20 protein-coding genes and 1 pseudogene are annotated in these 21409 nt (G+C 65.5%); 11 read left to right on the top strand and 10 right to left on the bottom strand.

Features of this window, described 5'->3' with window-relative positions:
• Window positions 1-10 precede the first annotated feature (10 nt).
• Window positions 11-157, bottom strand: a pseudogene (locus AC1D2L_RS20770) (integrase core domain-containing protein); the annotation flags it as partial.
• Between the two features lie 113 nt (window positions 158-270).
• On the opposite strand from AC1D2L_RS20770, the gene AC1D2L_RS20765 reads away from it, so the two are divergent.
• Window positions 271-792 carry a TRAP transporter large permease subunit gene (locus tag AC1D2L_RS20765; protein WP_476847872.1) on the top strand — a complete coding sequence of 174 codons (522 nt, stop codon included), beginning with the start codon at window positions 271-273 and terminating at the stop codon, window positions 790-792.
• 602 nt (window positions 793-1394) lie between these two features.
• Here AC1D2L_RS20765 and AC1D2L_RS20760 read toward each other — a convergent pair.
• Complete coding sequence (locus AC1D2L_RS20760; protein WP_476847801.1) at window positions 1395-2747, bottom strand: MFS transporter; 1353 nt, start codon at window positions 2745-2747, stop codon at window positions 1395-1397.
• Between the two features lie 436 nt (window positions 2748-3183).
• Here AC1D2L_RS20760 and AC1D2L_RS20755 point away from each other — a divergent pair, with 436 nt between their 5' ends.
• The 10 genes from AC1D2L_RS20755 (at window position 3184) to AC1D2L_RS20710 (ending at window position 10878) form a co-directional block, all read left to right on the top strand.
• Window positions 3184-4194: a SphA family protein gene (locus AC1D2L_RS20755; protein WP_476847800.1), complete on the top strand. Its 1011-nt coding sequence runs from the start codon at window positions 3184-3186 to the stop codon at window positions 4192-4194.
• Between the two features lie 94 nt (window positions 4195-4288).
• Window positions 4289-5206 carry a formylglycine-generating enzyme family protein gene (locus AC1D2L_RS20750; RefSeq protein ID WP_476847871.1) on the top strand — a complete coding sequence of 306 codons (918 nt, stop codon included), beginning with the start codon at window positions 4289-4291 and terminating at the stop codon, window positions 5204-5206.
• Window positions 5203-5721, top strand: coding sequence for a hypothetical protein (locus AC1D2L_RS20745; RefSeq protein WP_476847799.1), 519 nt, complete (start codon window positions 5203-5205; stop codon window positions 5719-5721). The genes AC1D2L_RS20750 and AC1D2L_RS20745 overlap by 4 nt, the downstream gene beginning before the upstream one ends.
• Window positions 5718-6182: a YidH family protein gene (locus AC1D2L_RS20740; protein WP_476847798.1), complete on the top strand. Its 465-nt coding sequence runs from the start codon at window positions 5718-5720 to the stop codon at window positions 6180-6182. Before AC1D2L_RS20745 ends, AC1D2L_RS20740 begins: the two co-directional genes overlap by 4 nt.
• 44 nt (window positions 6183-6226) lie before the next feature.
• Window positions 6227-7810: an arylsulfatase gene (locus tag AC1D2L_RS20735; protein WP_476847797.1), complete on the top strand. Its 1584-nt coding sequence runs from the start codon at window positions 6227-6229 to the stop codon at window positions 7808-7810.
• Window positions 7811-7867: 57 nt separating this feature from the next.
• Window positions 7868-8200: a hypothetical protein gene (locus AC1D2L_RS20730; protein ID WP_476847796.1), complete on the top strand. Its 333-nt coding sequence runs from the start codon at window positions 7868-7870 to the stop codon at window positions 8198-8200.
• Between the two features lie 127 nt (window positions 8201-8327).
• Window positions 8328-8669: a DUF1622 domain-containing protein gene (locus tag AC1D2L_RS20725; protein WP_476847795.1), complete on the top strand. Its 342-nt coding sequence runs from the start codon at window positions 8328-8330 to the stop codon at window positions 8667-8669.
• Between the two features lies 1 nt (window position 8670).
• Window positions 8671-9666, top strand: coding sequence for an HAD family hydrolase (locus tag AC1D2L_RS20720; RefSeq protein ID WP_476847794.1), 996 nt, complete (start codon window positions 8671-8673; stop codon window positions 9664-9666).
• 16 nt (window positions 9667-9682) lie between these two features.
• Window positions 9683-9940, top strand: coding sequence for a DUF3302 domain-containing protein (locus AC1D2L_RS20715; RefSeq protein WP_476847793.1), 258 nt, complete (start codon window positions 9683-9685; stop codon window positions 9938-9940).
• Complete coding sequence (locus AC1D2L_RS20710) at window positions 9937-10878, top strand: HlyD family secretion protein (RefSeq protein WP_476847792.1); 942 nt, start codon at window positions 9937-9939, stop codon at window positions 10876-10878. Before AC1D2L_RS20715 ends, AC1D2L_RS20710 begins: the two co-directional genes overlap by 4 nt.
• A 75-nt stretch (window positions 10879-10953) precedes the next feature.
• On the opposite strand, the gene AC1D2L_RS20705 is transcribed toward AC1D2L_RS20710, so the two are convergent.
• The 8 genes from AC1D2L_RS20705 to AC1D2L_RS20670 form a co-directional block, all read right to left on the bottom strand.
• Window positions 10954-11955 (bottom strand): diguanylate cyclase, encoded by a 1002-nt coding sequence (locus AC1D2L_RS20705; RefSeq protein WP_476847791.1) that lies wholly within the window; start codon window positions 11953-11955, stop codon window positions 10954-10956.
• Between the two features lie 11 nt (window positions 11956-11966).
• Complete coding sequence (gene cheB, locus AC1D2L_RS20700) at window positions 11967-12986, bottom strand: chemotaxis-specific protein-glutamate methyltransferase CheB (protein WP_476847790.1); 1020 nt, start codon at window positions 12984-12986, stop codon at window positions 11967-11969.
• 28 nt (window positions 12987-13014) lie between these two features.
• Window positions 13015-15261 (bottom strand): hybrid sensor histidine kinase/response regulator, encoded by a 2247-nt coding sequence (locus AC1D2L_RS20695; protein WP_476847789.1) that lies wholly within the window; start codon window positions 15259-15261, stop codon window positions 13015-13017.
• Window positions 15258-15956, bottom strand: a complete 699-nt coding sequence (locus AC1D2L_RS20690) for a chemotaxis protein CheW (RefSeq protein WP_476847788.1) — start codon at window positions 15954-15956, stop codon at window positions 15258-15260. Before AC1D2L_RS20690 ends, AC1D2L_RS20695 begins: the two co-directional genes overlap by 4 nt.
• Window positions 15956-17215, bottom strand: coding sequence for a CheR family methyltransferase (locus AC1D2L_RS20685; protein ID WP_476847787.1), 1260 nt, complete (start codon window positions 17213-17215; stop codon window positions 15956-15958). The genes AC1D2L_RS20690 and AC1D2L_RS20685 overlap by 1 nt, the downstream gene beginning before the upstream one ends.
• Entirely contained in the window at window positions 17212-17676 is a 465-nt protein-coding gene (locus AC1D2L_RS20680) for a chemotaxis protein CheW (protein ID WP_476847786.1), read from the bottom strand. The genes AC1D2L_RS20685 and AC1D2L_RS20680 overlap by 4 nt, the downstream gene beginning before the upstream one ends.
• A gap of 43 nt (window positions 17677-17719) precedes the next feature.
• Window positions 17720-19357, bottom strand: a complete 1638-nt coding sequence (locus AC1D2L_RS20675) for a methyl-accepting chemotaxis protein (RefSeq protein ID WP_476847785.1) — start codon at window positions 19355-19357, stop codon at window positions 17720-17722.
• Window positions 19358-19704: 347 nt separating this feature from the next.
• Window positions 19705-21409: cadherin-like domain-containing protein (locus AC1D2L_RS20670; RefSeq protein ID WP_476847784.1), on the bottom strand; the 1705-nt coding region annotated here is incomplete at its 5' end.

Below are 21409 nucleotides of genomic sequence, written 5' to 3'. Positions count from 1 at the left end.
CGGAGGCTATGATGGGCTCCAGCAGCCGGCGATTGTTGAACCAATCGACCCAAGTCAGCGTGGCGAACTCGACGGCCTCGAAGCTCCGCCAGTGCGCGCGGCGGTGGATCAACTCGGCCTTGTAGAGGCCGTTGATCGTCTCGGCGTGACCATTGTTCGTCGGCGATTTATCTCGGAGAGATAGAGCCCAACGCCGTGCGTCGCAATCCCAGCGTGCGCCTGGGCATGCCCCAGAACATCCCCTTCGATTAGCTCAGACGCTTTGCTAGGCTGATCCGTCGCTATAACCACAGCCTGGCCAATGTGTGGGACATCTTTTTCGACAGCGCCCGCCTGATCGGCCAAATCATGATCATCGTCGCTGCTGCCGGGGCCTATGCTTGGCTGATCACGACGAGCGGAATTTCCGCGAAGATTGTCGCCTTCGTCGCCGGTCTCGATCTCGGGCCCGTCGCGCTGCTGCTACTCCTCAACGTGCTCCTCCTCCTGATCGGCAGCCTGCTCGAGCCGCCGGCGGCGATCCTGCTGCTCACGCCGCTGCTCGTCCCGATAGCGACGAGCCTCGGCATCGATCCGATCCATTTCGGCATCATCGTTACGATCAACCTGGCGATTGGGATGTTCCTGCCTCCCTTTGGACTCAACCTGTTCGGCGCCCATGCCATGTTCGGCACGCCGTTGCCGGCCCTCTATCGCGGGGTGGTTCCGAATCTTCTGATCTATCTCGTCGCGCTCCTGGCGGTGACCTATGTGCCGGCACTGACACTCGCCCCGCCGTCCTGGCTGAAATAGCCGCATCTTCGCGGACCGAGGTACTGGGATTACCTGTCGGGACATCAAACTGATCGTCGCAAAGGGATGGTCTCCCTCCGCAACTGACCGGAGCATCGACCTGATCGAGCCGACGACGGAGCAGCTCATCGGCTGCGTAGCTCATGCCGGCATCGATGGTCGCGACCGCGCGCTGCGGTCGCTGTAGCGGGCTTTGCTGTCTGCGGAAGGTCTTCGCCTTCGAGCGCTCCAAGCTGATGCGTCGTGCCGTTGGCCGTTACGCCAGCGGGTCGACATGAACGCGCCGCAAATAACGCTCTCGATGGGCCCACTCACCATGCCAGAATCCTGACCACGAACGGCGAGAGCTACAGCCTCAGGCAATGATCGCTACGTGCAAATTCTAATTTCAGTCGGCGCCTCGGCCTCCGCTGAGCAACCACCCGCCGCAGCATCGCTGAAGCCGGATGCAGCGAGGAGTTGGCGGCCGGCATTTGTTCGGTTGCCTGCCGGTATCTTCAGCGCCTCCGGACGCCAGGTCCGCTCGAAGCGCCTGACGTTTACCGCCTAGCTGGAGAGCTCTTGCAGGGCAGATGCCACCGCGCCGCGTCACGCAGGTGAGCTCAGCGCCAACCGCGGTGCCATAAGGCCAGCACCCCACACAGCGCCAACTGAGAGGCGACCAGCAGATACGGCCAGTCGAAGCTCGCCGTCCCGCTGGCGATAAGCGCGAAGACGAGGGGGCCGCAGAACGAGCCAGCGAAGCCGAAGAGGTTTGCCGCCGACGTAATGTCCCCGATCAACGCAGGGGGCGACAGTCGCGCCAGCTCAGCCATGTATATCCCGTTCCATCCCAGAGATGTGGCTCCCAGCAAGGCAACGCAGACGTACAGGGCCCATGACGGTCCGCCTGCCGACCAGACGAGCAGTACGATTGCTAGGCTCGAGGCGAGCAGCAGGAGACACAACAGGAGCAAGCCCCTCCGCCATCGGTCCGCGAGCCAGCCCAGGATGATCCGAGAAAGCGTGCTGGCCACAAGCAGGACGGCCACGAAGTAGCCGGCCTCGGACAGGTTCTTGCCATGCTGCGTGACAAGATAGGTTGCCGTGAAAGCCTGGACGGTGGCCTGCGCTATCGAGAACGAGATGCCGATGCCTGTGATGAGCGGCAGGGACGGGTGGGAACGGATCACCTCGGCTGCCCTGCGCAGAGCCGAGGGCGAGAGAAACATCCTGGCCCACCGCCTGTTCGCCGGCCCCTTCTCGGTATCGAGGCGCTTTTGAAACGGCTGGACCGCCAGCAGGCTGAACACGACGATGGCCGCAATCAGCCAGAGCGTCTGGGGCAGCCCGAGACGGGCGACGGCGGGAGCGACCAGCACCCCGGCGATGGCTCCGCCAAGAGGAACTCCAGCCTGGCGGATGGAAAAGATCAGGTTGCGATGCCTCGGCGGGGCCGTGCGCATCAGCATCGTGCTGCCCGCCGGATTGTTTGGGGCCACACCAAGGCCGAGCACGAGCGCGCCGAGAAAGCCTAGGATCGCGAGGGGCTGGGCCAGCAAAACCATCGCCAGGCAGATGGCTGCCATGCCGAGTTGCAAGGTGCGGATCGGCCCGTAGTGGTCGAGCATCGGGCCGCCGCATGCCAGGCACCAGCAGATCCCTATTGAAACGGTCGCGGAGATATAGCCGATGCTTTCCGGCGGCAGGTTCCAGCGTTGCGTCAGGAGAGGGCCGAGCAGGGGGACAGCCGCGGCTGCGAAGGAACTCACGACCTGCACGAGGAGCGTCGCGCTCAGGGCGCTCCCCCACAAAGGCAACTTCAAATCGAATTCCTCCCGGCGCCGCTGCAAAAAGGTCTGCTTGGCGCGCCGTCGTTCATTTGCGCCGCTCGACGTCGGCTTCCTCTGGTCTTCCGCCAATGCGTCGACAAGGTCGAGGTCGTGCCGTGAGGGCCTGACCTGCAGGATTTGCATGTAGCCGGCTCGGCGGTTGCGTCGAGAGCGCACAGTGCGACGAGCGACCCAGGGTATTGGGCAATCCACCGGCCCTGCTGTTCATGCCCGGCGCGCTTCGGCTTGCCTGTCGCGCAGCAGGTCGAGATGGCGCCAGGCTCGGAAGAGGCCCAGAAGCCATAGAAGCGTGTCCGTTTACAGCGCGGCCCGCGCTACTCTCCCGCTCAGTCGCCGAGGAAGAGCTGAGGGATAGTCGCACGGGGGGCTTGTCCGCTAGACATTAAAGAAAATGATCTCGAACTTTACCCAGATTACAAGTGCTTGGTTTGATCTCGTCTAATCTGATGCCAAGTCTCAAGTTACGGCCGCTGCGCCGGATCAATTTCGACGCTGAACAGCTTGACGTGACCTCTCGAACCCGTCAGCTTGATCGGCGACAATTTGCCGGAGCCTGCAGATGCGGATGCGCTTTCTGACAGCTGCTGTCTTGGCCGCCTTGCTTATCGGTGCGCCTTTCGAGAAAGCCTTCGCGACGGAGGGCGGCGCCAGCCTCTATGTCCCCGGGCTTCGCGGTCCTCTGGCCGGCGTCGTGCCGCCACCAGGCTTCTATTTCGAGAACGACTTCTACAGCTATTCCGGGCGTCTCTCCGCGGGGAAGCCTATCGCCATCGGCGGCGCCGTCGTCGCCAACATCAAGGTCGAGGCCCGCGTCAACTTCATGACGCCGACCTGGGTGACGCCGTTCGAGATCTTCGGTGGCAACCTGGCGTTTGCCGTCACCGTGCCGTTCGGGACACCGCGCGTCAGCGCGGGAGCGGTTCTCGTCGGACCCCGCGGACGTGCCGTCGGCATGAGCCAGCGCGACGCGACCTTCAACATCGGCGACCCGGTGGTTACCAGCTTCGTCGGCTGGCACCATGGCAACTTCCATTGGCTCGTCGGCGGTTCGGTCAACATCCCGTCGGGTTCCTACCAGGACGGCGAACTGTCCAACCTCTCCTTCAATCGCGTCATCGGCGACGTCTTCGCGGCCGCGACCTATCTCGATACCAGGACGGGCCTCGATATCTCCGGAGCCGTCGGCTTCGAGATCAACGGCAAGAACGACGCGACCGACTACCGGAGCGGCAATGCCGTCCATGCCGACCTCGCGATCACCCAGAATTTCAGCAAGCAATTTTCGGCAGGGCTCCTGGCGTCCCATTACCAGCAGGTCAGCGGCGACGGCGGCAGCGGGGCGACGCTCGGCTCCTACAAGGGGCGGGTGACCGCTGTCGGCGCGCAGATCGCGTACTCATTCGAGGTCGCGGGCACGCCGGTATCCGCGCGGTTGAAGATCATGCGGGAGGTCGACGTCGAGAATCGCCCGCGCGGAACGATCGGCATGGTGAGCCTCGCATTTCCGCTCGGGCATGTTCCAAAGGCTCCCGACACCGCGCCGGCACAACCCACCGTGGCGAAGCACTAGGTCCGGGGAGGGCGCGATGACCTCCGACATAGCCACGCTGAACCGTCCACCAGCAGGCCTGTCAGACGACGACGGCTCCCGGGTACGCGCCGGCATGATCAGGGTCGAGGGCGGCAGCTTCCGGATGGGCTCCGATCGCCACTATCCGGAGGAGGCTCCGGCCCATAGCGTCACGGTCGACGGATTCTGGATCGATGAGACGCCGGTCACGAACCGCCAGTTCCGTGCGTTTATTGAAGCCACGGGCCATGTCACGCTGGCTGAGATCGCGCCCGATCCGAAGGACTATCCCGGCGCCCTGCCGCACATGCTGCGAGCGGGTTCGCTGATGTTTTCCCCGCCGATGCACCCGGTCGACCTGCGCGAGTGGTCGCAGTGGTGGACCTTCCAGTTCGGCGCGACCTGGCGGAAGCCCTATGGGTCGGGCTCGTCACTCAAGGGCCTCGACGATCACCCCGTCGTGCATGTCGCCTATCGTGACGCCGAGGCCTATGCCGCCTGGGCTGGGAAATCGCTGCCAACCGAGGCGGAGTGGGAATTTGCCGCCTGGGGCGGGCGCGAGGGCAGTGAGTTCGCATGGGGAGACGAACTCACGCCCGAAGGCCGGCACATGGCCAACATCTGGCAAGGCAACTTTCCTAACGAGAACACGAAGGAGGACGGCTTCGCCCGGACCTCGCCGGTGAGATCGTTTCCGGCCAATGGCTATGGCCTGCACGACATGATCGGCAATGTCTGGGAGTGGACCTCCGATTTCTGGTCGACGCGCCACCCAAGCGATGCGCCCAAGGCCTGCTGCGTGCCGCAGAACCCACGCGGCGGGCCCGAGCGTGACAGTTTCGATCCACGCCAGCCGCAAATCAGGATCCCCCGAAAGGTGCTCAAGGGCGGCTCGCATCTCTGCGCCCCGAGCTATTGCCGGCGCTACCGGCCGGCCGCCCGCCACGCCGAACCCGTAGACACCTCGACGAGTCATGTCGGCTTCCGATGCGTGGTCAGGACAGACCCATGAGCGCGCCCGGTCCCTCGACGCTGCAGCGCGTCACGACCTGGCTGATGGTCATCCTCGCGGCCGTCCTGCTGGCATGGGGCGCGCTGCAATATGGCTGGTCGCCGGCCGTACATGAACGCTTCTGGGCCGACATCACGAGCCGGATCCACGGGCCTATGACATTCCGTTATCTGTTGCAGCCGACCATGGCGCTGCTGGCGGCCGTGCCCGACGGCATCCGGGACGTCCGTCGCGGTCACAAGGTCTTTTTCTGGTCGGCGTTGTGGAACCCCAAGGCCCATACCGGCCGGCTCCGTGAGGGTTTGGTCTCGATTGCGCGCGTCGCGCTGCTCGGGATCAGCATGGACGTGCTCTACCAGTTCAGAGTCTTTGGCAGGTTCTATCCGGTTGAGGCGCTGATGATGGCGCTCCTCCTCGCCGTGATCCCGTATTTCAGCCTGCGCTGGCTGACCGAAAACCTGGCGCGGCGCTGGTTCCCGGCCAACCCATTGCCGCACACGGAGCGACACGGATGAGCCTGCCTCCCGTCACCTCCGCATCGGAGCCCGACCGCATCTCTGTGGAGTTGTCTGCGCGCCGCACCGGCATGTCGTTCCAGCGCACGCGGATGAGTGCCGACCGGACGCTGATGTCAGTGATCCGTACCTCGCTGTCGCTGATCTCGTTCGGCTTCACGATCTACCAGGTCTTCGAGAAAGCCCGGGAGCACGGCGTGATCACCCATGCCGGCTCGGCGCGCAATTTCGGCGTCACGCTCGTGCTGCTCGGCATCGTCATGCTGGTCGGCGGGATCATCTACCACTTGCAGTTCATGAGCGGCCTTCGCGACGAGCGAAAGGCGCTGGCGGCCGACGGGCTGATCCATGCCCAGAGTGGATTTCCCGTGTCCATGACGCTGATCACGGCGACGCTGCTGCTCGCCCTGGGCGTGGTCGCGATCGCGAGCATGATCTTCCGGAGCGGACCATTCGGCTGAGGATCCACGGCGACTTCACCTAGGCACAAGCATGGAGCGACCCAATGCCACAGAAGCCTAAGAATGGAAGCGGACCCAAGGGCGGCAGCGCCAAGAAACCCAATATCCTCGTCATCTGGGGAGACGACATCGGCCAGTCCAACCTGAGTTGCTACACGCATGGACTGATGGGCTACCGGACCCCGAATATCGACCGCATCGCCAAAGAGGGAATGCTTTTCACCGACAGTTATGGCGAGCAGTCCTGCACGGCAGGCCGGTCCTCCTTCATCACCGGGCAGAGCGTCTACCGGACCGGGTTGTCCAAGGTCGGTATCCCGGCGGCGCCGCAAGGTATGATGGACACCATCGTGACCATCCCCGCGCTGCTGAAGACGCAGGGCTACGCGACCGGGCAGTTCGGCAAGAACCATCTCGGCGACCTCAACAAGCATCTGCCCACCAATCACGGCTTCGACGAGTTCTACGGCAATCTCTACCACCTCAACGCTGAGGAGGAGCCGGAGATGGAGGACTATCCGACGGAGGCCGACCTGCCGAACTTCAAGAAGATGTTCGGCCCGCGCGGCGTCATCCGCTCCTGGGCAACCGACAAGGACGACCCCACCAAGCAGCCGCGCTGGGGCCGCGTCGGCAAGCAGAAGATCGAGGATACCGGGCCGCTGACCAAGAAGCGCATGGAGACATGCGACGACGACTTCGTGGCTTCGGCAAAGGACTTCATCAAGCGCCAGACCGACGCTGATACGCCGTTCTTCGTCTGGCTGAACACGACGCACATGCACCTGTTCACCCACCCCAAGCCCGAGAACAAGGGACAGGCAGGCCGCTGGCAGTCGGACTACCACGACACCATGATCGACCATGACAAGAACATCGGAGAGATGCTCGATTTCCTCGACGAACTCGGCATCGCCGACGACACGTTCGTGATGTACTCGACCGATAACGGCCCGCACATGAACTCCTGGCCCGATGGCGGCATGACGCCGTTTCGCAGCGAGAAGAACACCAATTGGGAAGGCGCCTTCCGCGTTCCGATGCTTGTGCGCTGGCCCGGCCACATCAAGCCGGGCTCCGTTGCGAACGGCATCGTCCAGCACCACGACTGGCTGCCGACCTTCCTCGCCATGGCGGGAGCGCCCGACGTCGTCGAGGGTCTCAAGAGCGGCTACAAGGCCATAGGCCGGACCTACAAGAACCACATCGACGGCTACAACATGCTGCCGTACCTCACCGGCGAATCCAAAGACAGCCCACGCCAGCTCTACATCTACTTCAGCGACGACGGCGACGTGCTTGGCGTCCGCTACGACAACTGGAAGATCGTATTCATGGAGCAACGCCTGCAGGGCACGATGCGCCTGTGGGCCGAGCCTTTCACGCCGCTGCGTATGCCCAAGATCTTCAACCTGCGGACGGATCCGTACGAGCGTGCCGACATAACCTCGAACACCTATTACGACTGGTGCCTCCACAACATGTTCTTCCTGTTCGTCGCCCAGACCGCGGCAGGCAAGTTCGTGGAGACGTTCAAGGAGTTCCCGCCGGCCCAGCACCCCGGGAGCTTCAACCTCGACGCCGCGATGGCGAAAATGCGCGATGCGGCGGGCGGCGCGAACCACTGACGAAACGGGAGCTCGCGGGGCGGCCGGTGTCGCCCCGCAGTCCAAGGATGCGGCAGCATGGCAGCAGAACCGCTATCGTCTTGGAACGAGGGCGCCGCGAGGTCGGCGATCCTCGATTTCGTCGCCGTCGTCACAACGGAGGGCGGCCCGGACTACGTGCCGCCCGCCGAGCGCATCGCCACCTTCGACAACGACGGCACGCTTTGGTGTGAGCAGCCCGACCAGGTCCAGGTCTTCTTCCTGATCGACCGGGTCAAGGAGCTCGCCGACGAGGAGCCGCCGTTGAAGGAGCGTCAGCCCTTCCAAGGCCTTCCTCGGGCACGACCACGCGACGCTGCATGCCTTGGGCATGCAGGGCATCATGGACCTCTTCGCAGCCCCGACCTTTGAGGACTCCCCACCGAATCAGGCCTCCGGCTCCCTCAGCGTGGAGAAGGCCCTGCAGGCGCTACAGGATGGCGGCAGGAAGAACTGAGCTCGGCATCGATGAAACCGGATCCAACCTTGTGAGGGGCGAGTGAGAGAGTGGCTGGTCCTTGTCTCGGAACACGCGGTCGTCCTGATCGAGGCGATGGCACTGGTGGTCGTGTCCTATGGCGCGGTCGAAGCCTTCGTCCAGGCTCTGCGTTTGCTGGCGCTGCGACCCGAAGGGCTGGTTGGCCGCGAGGTTTGGCTGCGCTTCTCGCGCCTCTTGGTGGCCGGCCTGACCTTCCAACTCGCCGCCGACATAATCGAAACCTCGGTCAGCACGTCATGGGAGGCCCTCGGCCGCATCGCGATCATCGCGGTGATCCGCACCTTCCTGGATTTCTTCCTCGAACGGGATGTCCACAGCCTGCGCGACGTCGGAGAACGCTGAAATGATCGGCCGCCGCACCTTCCTGATCGCGCTCGGCGCCTCGACGCTGGCGGCCGGCATGGCCCGTGCGCAGGCCGACCCGCTGCCATCCTGGAACGAAGGGCCGACCAAACAGGCGATCCTCGCGTTCATAGACAGGGCCACGCGCGAAGGTGGCCCGGAGTTCGTGCCGCCGGAGCGGCGCATTGCCACCTTCGACAATGACGGCACGCTCTGGGCCGAACAGCCGGTCTATTTCCAGCTTCAGTTCGCCTTCGACGAGATCAAGCGTCAGGCGACCGCAAAGCCCGCTCTACGGACCCAGGAACCCTACCGTTCCGTCCTGGCCGGCGACCTCAAGGCGCTGACGGCCGACCGCGGCAAAGGCGTGCTACAGGCGATGGCGCTGGCGCATTCGGGGCTGACAACTGACGCCTTCAACGCAACGGTCGAGCGATGGCTGGCATCGGCGCGCCACCCCACCAGGCAGCGTCCCTACACCGACATGGTCTATCAGCCGCAGATCGAACTGCTCGCCCATCTGCGTGCCAGAGGCTTCAAGACCTTCATCGTCTCAGGCGGCGGCATCGAGTTCATGCGGGTCTTCGCCGAGAAGGTCTATGGCATCCCGCCCGAGCAGGTCGTCGGCTCCTCCGGCGTCGTGACGTTCCGGCGCACCAGCGACGGCAGGCTGGAGCTGTTCAAGGAGGCGAAGGTCGAATTCGTCGATGACGGCCCGGGCAAGCCCGTCGGCATCAACCGTTTCATCGGCCGCCGTCCCATCCTCGCCTTCGGCAACTCCGACGGGGACCTGGAGATGCTGCAATACACCGCCGCGGGGACTGGCGCGCGCCTGGCCCTTCTCGTGCGCCACACCGACGCCGGGCGCGAATGGGCCTACGACCGGGCGTCGCCTATCGGCAAGCTCGACAAGGCCCTCGACGAGGCCTCGGCCAAGGGCTGGACCGTCGTCGACATGAAGCGCGACTGGAGCCGGGTTTTCGCGTTCGAACAGTGAGGAGCAGGGGATCGCCATGAGCGCGCTCGACATCTTCGCCTGGATCGTGCTGCTGGTACTGGTCGCCAGCACGATCATCGTCGTCGCCTTCATGGGCGCTCTGCCCGGCGCCATCGCCCGCAAGCGCAACCATCCCTGGGCCCAGGCCGTCACCGTCGGCGGCTGGGTGACGCTCTTCCTCGGCTTCGTGCTCTGGCCGATCGTCCTGATCTGGGCCTATGTCGACGTGCCGGCCAACCCTCAGGCGGCCGCGCGCCCGGGCACCGAGCAATGATCGCCGTCCTGCTCAACGTCTATATCGCCCTGCTCTTCATCCTGGTGAAGCTGCGGATCGTGCCCTTCAACCTGTTCTGGAAGGTCTCGCCGCTCGTCGTCTTCGTCCTGCTGATGATCGGCCTGTTCATCCCGATGAACTGGGGTGCGCCGCAAGGCACCGCAGTGGTGCTGCGCAATTCGGTGGCGATCGTGCCGGATGTAGCCGGCGAGGTCACGGAGGTTCCTGTCCTTGCAAACCAGCCCTTGAAGGCGGGCGATGTCCTGTTCAGGATCGACCCGGTCCCGTTCCAGTCGCAGGTCGACGCCCTTGCCGCCCAGCTCAGGTTCCAGGAGACCCGGCTCGCCGAAATGACGCAACTCCAGACCAGAGGCAGCGGCAGGACCTTCGACGTCGAGCAGCGCGAGGCCGAGGTCGCCCAGTTGAAGGCGCAACTCGTCGGCGCTCAGTGGAACCTGGACAAGACCGTGGTTCGCGCGCCTGCCGACGGCTACGTCACCAACATCGCGTTGCGCAAGGGCGCGCGGGTGACGAACCTTCCCCTGGCACCCGTGATGGCCTTCATCGACACGTCGGAGACCATCGTCGGCGTGGCGATCGACCAGATCGATGCGCGCTACATCGCCTCCGGCCAGCCTGTCGAACTGACCTTCAAGTTCGCGCCGGGCACAGTCCAGACCGGCAAGGTCGAAAGCGTGCTTCAGGCGATCTCGTCGGGACAGGTCCAGACCTCTGGCGCGGCCGTCGCCGTCCGAGCGGTCTCGGCTGCGCCGTTTGCCGTAAGGGTCAAGCTCGACGACGACGCCTTCGCCCGCCAGCTGCCCGCGGGCAGCGCGGGCGCCGCGGCCATCTTCACCGATCGCGCCCTGGCCGCGCATGTCATCCGCAAGGTGCTGCTGCGCCAGATCGCCATCACCAACTACGTGAACCCGTTCTGACGTCGCGAGCGGAAAAATCGCCTCGATTGGACCAGATCATCGTCCTGACCGCGAGCTCCATCCAAGCCCTCGCCGCTATGCGTTGGCGAAGATGACGCGGTCCCGGCCGCCGTCCTTTGCCCGGAACAGTGCCCTGTCCGCAGCGTTCACGAGGTCGGCCGGCATATTGCTGGCGTCGGGCATGACGCTTGCCACGCCGACGCTGATCGTCACGCGGTCAGGCCCGTGGGCGATGTTCAGGTCGCGGACGCTCTGGACCAGCCGTTCGGCGACATGATGGGCATCGCTCGGCTTCACGTCCGGCAACACCACCACGAACTCCTCGCCGCCAAACCGGGCCGCAAGATCTGTTGAGCGGGTCGATCCGCCCTGGATCACGGCGGCGATCTTCTTGAGGACGTCGTCGCCGGCGAGATGCCCGTAGGCATCGTTGTAGCGCTTGAAATGGTCGACATCGATCATCAAGACCGACATCGGCGTCATCATCCGCAGGCAGCGTCGCCACTCGGCAGCAAGATACTCGTCGAAGTAGCGACGGTTGCCCAGGCCGGTCAGGCCGTCGACCCGTGTCAGGCGCTCCAGCTCGAGATTGACGCGCATCAACTCACGCTGGCTCTCCCGCAGGGCCCGGTAGGCCTCGTCGCGCTGGACGTGGTCGATATACGCACGGGTGTGATAGCGGATCCGCGCGATCAGCTCGATCCGGTCGGGTATCTTGACGAGATAGTCGTTGGCTCCCGCCTGGAACGCGTCGCCCTTGGTCGCCGGATCGTCCTTGGTCGAGAGCACGATGACGGGGACGGCCCGTGTCAGTAGCTTCTCGCGATACTGGCGCACGAGATCCAGCCCGTCGATGCCGGGCATGACGAGGTCCTGCAGGATGACGGTCGGCTTGACGTGCTCGGCCAGCTTGAGCGCCTCGAGCGGATCTGTGCAGTAGTGAAAATCGATATCCCGCTCGTTCGCCAGGGCACGCCGGACGGCCTCGCAGACCATCACCTGATCGTCGACGAGCAGGACCATCGACAGGTAGTGCTCGGCTGGAGCGGGAACTGCAAGGTTCGGTTCGCCTGTCATAAGACAACCTTTCAGGGTGCGTGCGCGCACGCCAAGGCAAGGCGCGGCGCAATCGCATCGAGCGGCAGGATTTCGGCGGCTGCACCGATGGCAGCGGCCGCCTTTGGCATGCCATAGACCGCGCTGGAGGCTTTGTCCTGCGCCATTGTCAGATGGCCTTCGTCGCGCAGGAGTTTAAGCCCGCGGGCGCCGTCGCGTCCCATTCCGGTCAGCAGGACGCCGATGAGCTTGCCCTGCCAGGACTGGGCGGCGCTCTCGAAGAACACGTCGACGGAAGGGCGGTAGGCATAGTCTCGTGGCTCGGCGGTGTAGCCGAGTTCGGTACCGGATTTGAACACCAGATGGTCGCTGGTCGAGGCGATCAGGACCGTGCCGCGCTCGGGTCGGTCACCTTCGCGCGCCGGGCGGATTGCAAGATGCGTCTTCTGGCTGAGCCAGCTTGCGAGTCCGGGAACGAATTGCGCGTCGAGATGCTGAACCAGAACGGTCGCAGCACTGAAGTCGCGCGGCAGCCCGGCAAGCAGCGCGGCGACGGCGGCAGGCCCCCCCGCGGAGGCGCCGATCGCCACAAGGCACTGCTGGGACAGCGGCTGTATGCGCGCCGACGTCCGCTCGCGGCTGGACGATGTCACATCCCTGGAGAGCCGGCCGATCGTTGCGATCTTGGCGAGCAGGGGCAATGCACCGGCCAGCGCCGTGCCCTCCGGGCCCAGCGAGGGAATATCGACCGCGTCCAGCGCCCCGTAGCCCATCGCCTCGTAGACCCCCGAGACGTTGGCATCGACGCTCGCCGTCACCAGCAGGATCGGGCACGGCGTCTCGCTCATGATCCGGCGCGTCGCAGCGACGCCATCCATCTCGGGCATGGTCAGATCCATCAGGACGAGATCGGGACGATCGCGCCCGCAGGCCTCGACTGCCGCGCGCCCGTCCATGGCAACCCAGACCACCTCGTGCTCGGGCGCGGTTGCGAGCACCCGCTTGAGCAGCTCGATCGCCATCGGAAGGTCGTTGACGAGCCCGATCCTCACAGGAAGGCCTCCGGGCGGACAGTCGCGCTCATGGAACCCCGATCAGGTCTTCGACGGCCTGGATGAGCGTCTCGTCATGGAAGCTGCCCTTTGCCAGGTAATAGTCAGCGCCAGCATCGAGCCCACGGCGACGGTCCTCTTCCCGATCCTTGTACGACACGATCATTACCGGAATGGCTCTCAGCTTGGCATCCTTCTTGATCATGGTCACCAGTTCGATCCCGTCCATGCGCGGCATGTCGATGTCGGTGACCACCAGATCGAAGGGGTCGGATCGGACCACGTTCCAGCCATCCATCCCGTCCACGGCGACCTCGACGTCATAGCCGTGATGGTCGAGCAGCTTGCGCTCGAGTTCACGCACGGTCAGCGAATCGTCGACGACCAGCACGCGCTTGCGCCGCTTCTGGCTGGGGCCTGCCGCCTTGCGTTCCAGCGCCCTGAAGCGTCCAGATGCGGCCTGCTTCTCCATAGAGCGGATCAGGTCGTCCACATCGAGGATCAGGACCGGCGAGCCATCTTCCATCACGGCCGCCGCGCTGACGTCCTTGACCTTGGCGAGGCGCGGGTCGAGCGGCCGCACGACCAGTTCGCGCTCGCCCAGGAAGCGGTCGACGACCAGCCCATACGCGTCATCGCCCGTACCGATCACCACCACCGCGAGCTCGGCCTCATCAGACTGCGCGTCGCCGCGCCCGAGGATCTCATGGGCCGTCACCAGCCCGAGCTGCTTGTCCCCCAGGCGGAAATGCGGCCGGCCCTCGAGCATCTCGATCTGCGCGCGCGGCAGCTTGAGTGTCCGCGTGATCCCGGCCAGGGGGAAGGCATAGGGTTCGTCGTCGATATCCACGAGCAGCGCGCGGATGACCGAGAGGGTCAAGGGCAGCTGTAGCTGGAAGCGCGTACCGGCTCCCAGCTCAGTGCTCACCATGACCTGCCCGCGCACCTGCCGTACCATCGCCTGCACGACGTCGAGCCCGACGCCGCGCCCGGAAATGTCGCTGACCGTGCCCTTCATGCTGAAACCCGGCAGGAACAGGAACTCGAGCAGTTCGTCCTCGCTCAGATTGGCGACGGTTTCGGGGGTGGTCAGCTGGCGCGACATCGTACCCCGGCGCAGTTGGTCGAGATCGATCCCGCGGCCATCGTCGGAGACGATGATCTGGAGCACGCCGGCATTGTGGCGGGCCTCCAGGCGCACGAGCCCTTCCTCGGGCTTGCCGCTGGCGCGGCGTTCCGCCGAAGCTTCGAGGCCGTGGTCGACGGCATTGCGCAGCAGATGTCCCAACGGGGCATCGAGCTCTTCGAGGATGTCGCGGTCGATGCTCGTCGAGCCGCCGACGATTTCGAGCCGGGCCTGCTTGCCCAGCGCGCGGCCGAGATCGCGCACGATCCGGGAGAAATGCCTGACCCCGTCCTCGAAAGGGCGCATCCGGCTGGCCAGCGTCTCGCCATAGAGGCGGTTGGCGAGGTCCGTGGCGCGGCGATCGATCGCGTCGAATTCGTCGAGGCGCTGGCCGAGCAGGCTTTGGCTCAGGCCGAGCTTGTTCTGAAGCTCGGCCAACGCCAGCGACGCGCGCGGGTCGATGCCGTCCTGCGGCAGCGAGGCGCGCAGATCGTCCAGGCTCCTGGCGATCTCGCGCTGCGTCCGGCTCAAGCGCAGGAGGCCGTCGTTGAACGGTCGCAGCCGCCGCGCCGACATCAGGGATTCGCCGGCCAGCCCGAGGAGCCGGTTCAGGCTCTCGGCTGTGACCCGCACCATCCGGTCGGGGCCGATGCCGCCCGGCGTCGTCGGCGTGCGCGCCTCTTCGATATCGGACACCGCAGGGGCGGGCGTGACATCGGTCTCGGCCGTGTCGATCTCGCCGGTGTCCTCGGGGTCGATCCCCGCGCCTTGCAGCGTTTGGATGAAGCGGCCGATCCGGGCGTTCACCTCAGCCTCGGCCATTCCCGCGTCGGACGCGATCGCGGCGAGAAGGTCGACGCCCTTGAGGAGCGCGTCGATGTGGTCGTGGTTGAGCCTGATCTGTCCGTGCTGGGCGGCAACGAAATACTCTTCCATCTCGTGCGTGACCCGCACGGCCGGCTTGAGGTCGATGATCCGCGCGGCGCCTTTCAGCGAGTGGGCAGCCCGCATGCAGGCCTCGAGATGGACAGCCGCGACCGGATCCCGCTCGAGCGCCAGGAGCCCCGCCGTAAGTGCCTGCGACTGCATCGAGAGCTCGGCGCGAAACAGCTCGAGCATCGAGAACTGGCTGAGATCGTCCCCGGTCACGCCATGCTCCGATCGATCATGTCGAGCAGCATCGTCGGCTCGAGGCAGCCGATGGCGCGCCCCCGCCATGTCACCATGGAGGTGGTCAGCGCCGCAGCGGATTTGCCTATCGTGGCAGGAACTGCGGACCGATCCTGCTCCCGATAGGCGTGGATCCCGTGAACCTCGTCGACCTCGAAGGCAACACGCTGATCGTCGCGGCCGATCACGAGCAGGCGCCGGGAGGTTGCTGTTGCGCTGCCGGTGTTTTGCTCGGCTCCCGAGCCGAGCAGTTCGGCAAGCGAGACGCAAACGAGCAGTTCGCCGCGGACGTTGACGATGCCCCGGACCACGCCGTTGCGACGATGCGGCACGGAATGCACGCGGCGCAGTTCGGCGACTTCATGGCAGGTCTGCGTCGGCAGCCCCAGCCACTCGGCGCCGAGACGAAACAGGACGATGCGGCGCATTTCCTCGGCCGCGTCCCGGTCGTCCGCACTCCGGGCGAAGCGCAGCGCCCACTCCTCCCGATAGCCGCTCGGCAGGGGGCGATCGAGCAGGCTGCGTGCGATGTCGGCATGGGTCGGGCAGTTCCGGCAGTGGAGATGCGTCTCCAGGGCGGGACATGACCTGTCACCGCTGACGCCGATCTCGCGCCAGCATTCGTTGATCGCGCTGGCTTGCTCGGCAGCAACGGTTCCGTCTCCGGCGACCATCAGGTTCCGCTCCTCTTGTGGATCCTGGCCAGTCGTTCAGTCAGCGCCGCCACGGCGCCCGCGTCGCCCTGGCGCTGCAGCAACAATCGCAGATGGGCGAGAGCCTGACGATGGTCGGGGGCGAGGTAGAGCGCCTTGCGATAATTTGCGATGGCTTCGCCGGCCGCATCATCGGCATCATGCGCAAGGCCGAGCAGGTAGAAGGCATCCGGCGACGGCCCGAACTCCTTGAGGTGGCGCGTGGCGCTCGCCTTCGCCTCGGCGAGGCGCCCGGCATTGGCCGCCTGCTCAATGGCCGCCAGGCTGGCCGCCGCGCGATCGGGCGCGGGGGCGATATCGGCCGCCGGAGTGGCCTTTTTGGCGAAGGGCAGGGGCGGCGACGGTGGCTTGCCGCTACGCACGGTACTCGCGGGGACGACAACGCGCCTCTTGGCTGGGGCGGGGATGACGACTGGCGCTGCCGGGGCCTTGGTGAATGCAAATGCCATTGGCAGGCGCGCCGACGCGAAGCCGTGCAGCGACGGCAATCCAGATTCCGCCGGTCCCACGAAGAGCAGGCCGCGGGGCGCCAGCGATTGGTTCAAGCGGTCGAGCGCCTGCCCCTGGCCCTCGCGATCGAAGTAGATCAGCAGGTTGCGGCAGAACACGATGTCGGAGGGCCGCGTCTCGGGCAGCAGGGCCGGGTCGAGCAGGTTGCCTAACGTGAAGCGGACCTGTTGCAGGATGGAGGCGTGGGGCCGCCATCCGCCATCGACGGCGTCGAAGAAGCGTTCGCGAAAGGCGAGGTCATCGCCGCGGAACGAATTGCGTCCGAAGACCGCCCGTTTGGCATAGGCGAGGTTTCGCGTGCTGACATCGATCGCATCGATCGTGAAGTCCTGCGGTTCAAGGCCCGCGCCAAACAGCGCCATCGCCATCGAGAACGGCTCTTCGCCGGTCGAGCAGGGTACGCTCAGGAGACGAAACGGGACACCCGGGCGCCGGTGTTCGACGACATGGCGCGCGGCGACGCCGAAAGCCTCCCGGTCGCGGAAGAACCAGGTTTCGGGCACGATCACCGCATCGATGAGTTCCTGAAGCTCGACCGGGTTCCCTGTCAGGTGGCTCCAGTAGTCGTGGAGGTCACCGACCCCGCAGGCCGTCATCCGCCGGCGAAGCGCATGCCTGATGACCGTCGGCCCGACCGTATCCTGGCTCAGCCCGATCGCGTCCCGCAGCAACTTCTGGAACAGCCCCGTCTCCATGCGATCGTCCGTCATGAACTCATCGCGATTTGCTGGAACAGGATGTCCCGGATGTCCGCAGGCAGCAATGCGCCGACCTTGACCCATTGGATCAGGCCCTTCGAGTCGGCGGCCACTGGCCCGAGATAGGGTAGCGTTCCGGCTTCCACGCCGGTGGCGACGAAGTCCGACGGGTCGCGCTCGACGGTCTCGACCGCCTGTTCTGCGATCAGGCCCAGCAGGCGCTGCGGCCCTGTTTCGGTTGGGTAGCGGACCAGGATGATGCGCGTGCTCAGAAGCTGGGCCGCGGGATGTCCCAGGGCCAGTAGGCTGAGGTCGATCAGCGGCAGCGGTACCCGCCGGTAGTTGATGACACCGACGACGCCCGCGGGTGCGGCTGGCAGCACTTTCACCGCGAGGAGAGGCAGCACCTCCTCGACCTGCTTGGCCTCGAGCACATAGCGATCGTCGCCCAGGCGGAACATGACGAACAGCATCAGGCGGACCTGCCGGCTAGGCGGCCAACTCTGCGGCCCCTGCTCATGCGCGGAGCTTGAAGCGCGAGATGCTGGTGCGCAGTCCACCGGACACCTGGTTGAGGTCGTCCATGGCCTGCGTCGACTGCTGCAACGATTCGACCGTCTGCTGGGCGGCCTCGCTCAGTTGCGACAAGGCCTCGCTGATCTGGCCGGCGCCTGTCGCCTGGGCCTGCATGCCCTCATTGGCGACCTCGAAACGCGGCACCAGCCCCTGCACCTGCTCGATGATCTCGGAGAGCTGTCCGCCCACCTGCTGGACCTCCTGCTTGCCGCGCCTGACTTCCTCGGAGAACTTGTCCATGCCCATGACGCCGGCGGCGACCGCCGACTGGATGTCCTTGACCATCTGCTCGATGTCATAGGTCGAGACGGCAGTCTGGTCGGCGAGCCGGCGGATCTCTGTGGCCACGACCGCGAAACCACGACCATACTGCCCGGCCTTCTCGGCCTCGATGGCAGCATTGAGCGACAGCAGATTGGTCTGGTCGGCGACCTTGGTGATGGTGGTGACGACCTGGTTGATGTTGCCGGCCTTCTCGCTGAGGATCGCGAGCTTGGCATTGATGGCGCCCGCCGCCTCCATGACCTGGTGCATCGTCGCCTCCATCCGCGACAGGCCGGCCTGGCCACCGCCGGCCAGCGAGGCGGTCTGCTCGGCAACGGCCGCGACCTCGTCCATGGTGCGCGCGAGCTCGTTCGACGTCGCCGAGATCTCCTTGGCGGTCGCGCCGATCTCGGTCGTGGTTGCCGCGATCTCGCTCGCGGTCGCCTGCTGCTCCTTGGCCGTCGCCGCGACCTCCGTGATCGACGTGTTGACCTGGATGCTGGATTTCTGGATCTGCCCGATCAGGCCAGCGACATCGTCGGCCATGGCATTGAAGCCATCCGCCAGCGTGGCGAATTCGTCACGCCGCTCGAGCACGAGGCGCTCGCTGAAATCGCCCTTGCGCATTTCATGGACATGGCCGAGCAGCCGGACGAGCGGCCCCGAGACCGAGCGATACAGGAGATAGCCGCACAGCACCGCGAGACCGAGCGCAGCCAGGAAGCTGATGACCAGCCCGAACTCCGCCGTGCGCACGATGGACACGATCCGCTGCGTCGCGTCGTCGGCAATGGTCTTGTTGAACTCAACCATTGTCTGCAGGGAGTTGCGCAGTCTGATGGCTACGGGCTCGAGATCGTTGCGGAGCGAGGCGCGCTGGTCGGCGACCTGGTTATTCGCTGTTCCGAGCTTGCCCGCGTTCAGAATGGCGTCCTCGACCGGGAAGAGCTGCTCGGCTTGCTGCGTGACGGCGCTCAGGTGCTGGCGGTCCTGCTCGGAAACGATGGTCTCGGCGTAGTCGCTCAGCAACCGGCGCAGGGTGGCGCGGTTCGCCAGAACCGCCTCGGCGACTCGCGCCCTGTCGCTCGCATTGTCCTGAAGCGCATAGTCGCGCATGAGCGCCTGCGATTGCGACCAGGCGAACATCATCTGGCTGCTGACATGGAGGCCAGGCACGATCTTGTTCTCGACGGTGATCGCTTCGCGCTCGGTCTGAAGGAACCAGAGATAGGCCAGGCCGGACATCGCCGACATGACTATCAGTACAGCGCCGAAGCTGATGAGAATCCGCTGGCGTATGGTCATACTCTTCATCGAGCCCGTTCCATCGTCGAAGCAATACCGGAAGCGGTATTCGTCGAGCCGCCGCCCCATGATGGCGGGGCGTCGGATCTGTCAGGACCGACACGCTATCCGAGACTTCTTTCCGGTCTGTTGAAGCGACCCGCTCATTCGACCGCGCCGGCCGGCAACCGGCCGGTCGGCCCAAGCCGCGCAGCCGCGCCTAACTCCGGCCATTCTATATGGCATTTGAGGAGAGTGGCAGCCCGACCTGTAGTCCCCTGGGCTGAACGCGGGTGAGCGCTTTGTTGCGTCGGCCCGCTCCGTGCGCCGCGGACACTGGCTCCGCGCCTACAGGGATGCGGTTCTGGCGTATCGCATCACTGGAACAGAAAATCGCTTGCCTGCAATGTGGCGGCGGAAACACCGGTCAGGGTCACACTGTGGCCGGGCTCGATCGTCACGATCGTGTCGTTGCCTGACGCTGTGATGCGGCCCTGGCGCCATGACGCGAAGTCGCCGACATTCAGGGCGAAGGCCCGGACGTCGAGAAGGTCCTCGCCTCTGACGAAGTCGCGGACCGTGTCCTGGCCGAAGCCGGGGGCGTAGACGAAGACGTCCCGCCCGGCGCCTCCCGTGAGGATGTCGTTGCCGCCCTCTCCCCTGATCCAGTCGGCGCCTGCCCCGCCGGAGAGCATGTTGGCCCGGGCATCGCCGACCAGGAGATCGTTGTGGGCGCTCCCGGTGACTGCGGCGACCGCCGTATCGATCGCGGTCGCTCCGCCTGTCGATGGCGGATTGGCGATAAAAGCCGTGGCCCAGTAGCCCGCCATCTCGCGATAGCCGGTGTCGTTGGGGTGTATGCCGTCGAACAGATCGGACAGCGAGACGCTCGGCATCTCGACGAGGCTGACGTTCTGGCCACGCGCGATAGCATCCGCGACCGCGCTGCGGATCGCGACGTTCACATTCGCGACCTGCGTCGGGTAGGCCGCCAGCGGCAGCAGCGTCGATACGTAGACATGCGTCGCTGGGCTCGCCTGCGCGACATGGTCCAGCATCGCCGCGATCTCGGCGCGGACGGCGTTTTGCGGATTGCTCTTGGAGAAGATGTCGTTGGTGCCGGCCATGAGCAGGATGGCGCTTGGAGCATAGGTGGCGAGAAGGCCGGGCAGGAGCGCCTGGATGTCGTCGCCGGTCTCCCCGGGATACCCCGCATGCTGGGGATCGGGCACCTGGCCGTTGCTGTTGGGCCCGACCATGTCGACCAGATGCCCTGCGCCGACCACGTTCTGGTAGAAGAAGCCGCGATAGCCGTGCTCGTCCTGTCCCTCGGGGGCATCGCCGTTGGTGATGGAATCGCCGAGCGCCATCACCTTGGTTGCAAGCGCCCATTGCGCGGCGCCCAAATCTGCGCGCACCCCGCGCACAGCGCCGGAAAGGTCGAGGCTGGAACCGCCGCCGCCCCCTCCGACATCGATAACAAATGTGCGCGCCACTGGCGCCGATCCGTCCTCATTGCCATCCTCGACCGAGACGGCGAAGGACGGCGTGGTCGCGACGCCGTCATGGCGGAAGGCGACCTGTCCGGCCGAAAGCTGCTGCGGTGTGAAGTTCGTGGCTGCCACCCCTCCGACCAGGAGCGAACCGCCCGCAATGCCGGAGGCCGTGAAGGCGACGCCCGTCGCGCTGTCGTCGGGGTCGGTATAGAAGAGGTCCGCTTGGCCCAGCACGTAGGTGCCGCCACTGGCGACAGCGCCTCGGAGGTCACCGGTCAGGGTCGGCGCGACGTTCACCGTTCCCGTCGTGACCGTGAACACGAAGTTCTGCGCGACGGGCGGCGAGCCATCCTCGTTGCCGTCCTCGACCGTGATCCTGAAGCTGCCGACCGGCTCCGTGCCGTCGTGCCAATAGGTGATCCGGCCGGCCGCAAGCTGTTCGGCCGTGAAGCTCGAGACGGCAGTGCCGTCACGGCGGATGAAGCCGTTGTCGATGTTGCTGACCGTGAAGGTCACGCCGGCGGGATTGTCGTCGGGGTCGGTGAAGAAGATGTCGCTGGTGGTGAACTGGTAGGTGCTGGCGTTG

It is taken from the genome of Allobosea sp. P1_B10 (genome assembly GCF_056406735.1).
Note: the sequence above shows the minus strand (reverse complement) of the source record. Positions and strands in the feature narration are given on the sequence as shown.

Coding starts and splice junctions, on each gene's coding strand:
- AC1D2L_RS20760 (WP_476847801.1), bottom strand. CDS start 2,747: ATGCAAATCCTGCAGGTCAGGCCCTCACGGCACGACCTCGACCTTGTC.
- AC1D2L_RS20755 (WP_476847800.1), top strand. CDS start 3,184: ATGCGGATGCGCTTTCTGACAGCTGCTGTCTTGGCCGCCTTGCTTATC.
- AC1D2L_RS20750 (WP_476847871.1), top strand. CDS start 4,289: ATGATCAGGGTCGAGGGCGGCAGCTTCCGGATGGGCTCCGATCGCCAC.
- AC1D2L_RS20745 (WP_476847799.1), top strand. CDS start 5,203: ATGAGCGCGCCCGGTCCCTCGACGCTGCAGCGCGTCACGACCTGGCTG.
- AC1D2L_RS20740 (WP_476847798.1), top strand. CDS start 5,718: ATGAGCCTGCCTCCCGTCACCTCCGCATCGGAGCCCGACCGCATCTCT.
- AC1D2L_RS20735 (WP_476847797.1), top strand. CDS start 6,227: ATGCCACAGAAGCCTAAGAATGGAAGCGGACCCAAGGGCGGCAGCGCC.
- AC1D2L_RS20730 (WP_476847796.1), top strand. CDS start 7,868: ATGGCAGCAGAACCGCTATCGTCTTGGAACGAGGGCGCCGCGAGGTCG.
- AC1D2L_RS20720 (WP_476847794.1), top strand. CDS start 8,671: ATGATCGGCCGCCGCACCTTCCTGATCGCGCTCGGCGCCTCGACGCTG.
- AC1D2L_RS20715 (WP_476847793.1), top strand. CDS start 9,683: ATGAGCGCGCTCGACATCTTCGCCTGGATCGTGCTGCTGGTACTGGTC.
- AC1D2L_RS20710 (WP_476847792.1), top strand. CDS start 9,937: ATGATCGCCGTCCTGCTCAACGTCTATATCGCCCTGCTCTTCATCCTG.
- AC1D2L_RS20705 (WP_476847791.1), bottom strand. CDS start 11,955: ATGACAGGCGAACCGAACCTTGCAGTTCCCGCTCCAGCCGAGCACTAC.
- AC1D2L_RS20690 (WP_476847788.1), bottom strand. CDS start 15,956: ATGGTCGCCGGAGACGGAACCGTTGCTGCCGAGCAAGCCAGCGCGATC.
- AC1D2L_RS20685 (WP_476847787.1), bottom strand. CDS start 17,215: ATGACGGACGATCGCATGGAGACGGGGCTGTTCCAGAAGTTGCTGCGG.
- AC1D2L_RS20680 (WP_476847786.1), bottom strand. CDS start 17,676: ATGCTGTTCGTCATGTTCCGCCTGGGCGACGATCGCTATGTGCTCGAG.
- AC1D2L_RS20675 (WP_476847785.1), bottom strand. CDS start 19,357: ATGAAGAGTATGACCATACGCCAGCGGATTCTCATCAGCTTCGGCGCT.